Below are 984 nucleotides of genomic sequence, written 5' to 3' on the forward strand. Positions count from 1 at the left end.
TTGGGGTGGTCGGAGGCGCCCATGACGAAGTTGCGGAGCGGCCCGAACTGCGCCTCGATCGGGTTGGCCCAGGACGCGCTTGTCGGTGTGAAGCACAACTCGACCTTGTTCCTGGCTGCCCAGTTCCGGATCGGCGGTGTCTTGTTCGCCGACAGGTTGTCCAAAATGATGTAGATCGGTGCGCCATCAGGCCGGGCGGCACGGATCGATTTCAACGCCTTCAGGGTGTTGCCGCTGCCCTTGCGCCGATGGCTGATACCCCACAACCGGTCATCGCCCAGGGAGTAGCAGCCGTGGAAATATCGGACTCCATGGGTGCGGTGATAGGTCGCCGGCAGCCGATCGGGATGTTCCCGCCTCGCCCACGAAGCCCCGTGGCAGGGTCGGATCGACAACGGACCGAACTGGTCGAAGGCGAAACACCGGTCGAAGAAGCGCCTGGTCACATACTCGATCCGGTCGAGCTTGGCCTCCCGGTCAGGGTCCTTGGACTCCTTCCAGGTCCGGGTCCGCTGAAAAGAGATCTTCCGTTCGTGCATGAGCCGCCGCAACCGCTCCCGGCCGATCCTCACCACCCGCACCTGATTGCCGGCCAGATAGTCCGACAGTTTGCGCAGGCTCCAATGCGTGAACGGCCTGCCGAGCTTCTCCGGGCGGGTCAAAGCCGTCGCCGCCACGTAGTCCTCCTCCTCAACGCTGATCAGGCGGGGACGGCCTCCCGCCCACTGAGGGTCCAACGCGGCCAGCCCCTTGGCGTTGAACGCATGGACCACATCCCGGACCGTGTCCTCATGCGCCGCCACCAATCCCGCAATGGCCTGAACCGATGTTCCCGACGCCGACGCCATAATGATCAAAGCCCGGCGGACCTTCACCGAATCATGTCTGCCCCGCCGCACGATCTGCTGCAGCTTCTGGCCCTCAAAATCGGTGAGCTGCCGAGCCCTTACCGGTTCTGCCATCTCCACCCCGCCCACCTCGACA

At 64.2% G+C, this 984-nt stretch carries 1 protein-coding gene; it reads right to left on the reverse strand.

All coding sequences use genetic code 11. The features are described from left to right. On the reverse strand, positions 1–962 hold a 962-nt coding region (locus tag AL2_RS35835; protein WP_067641749.1), incomplete at its 3' end, for an IS630 family transposase. Between the last annotated feature and the right edge of the window lie 22 nt (positions 963–984).

Origin of the sequence: Actinomadura latina NBRC 106108 (assembly GCF_001552195.1) — a bacterium.
GTDB lineage: Bacteria > Actinomycetota > Actinomycetes > Streptosporangiales > Streptosporangiaceae > Spirillospora > Spirillospora latina.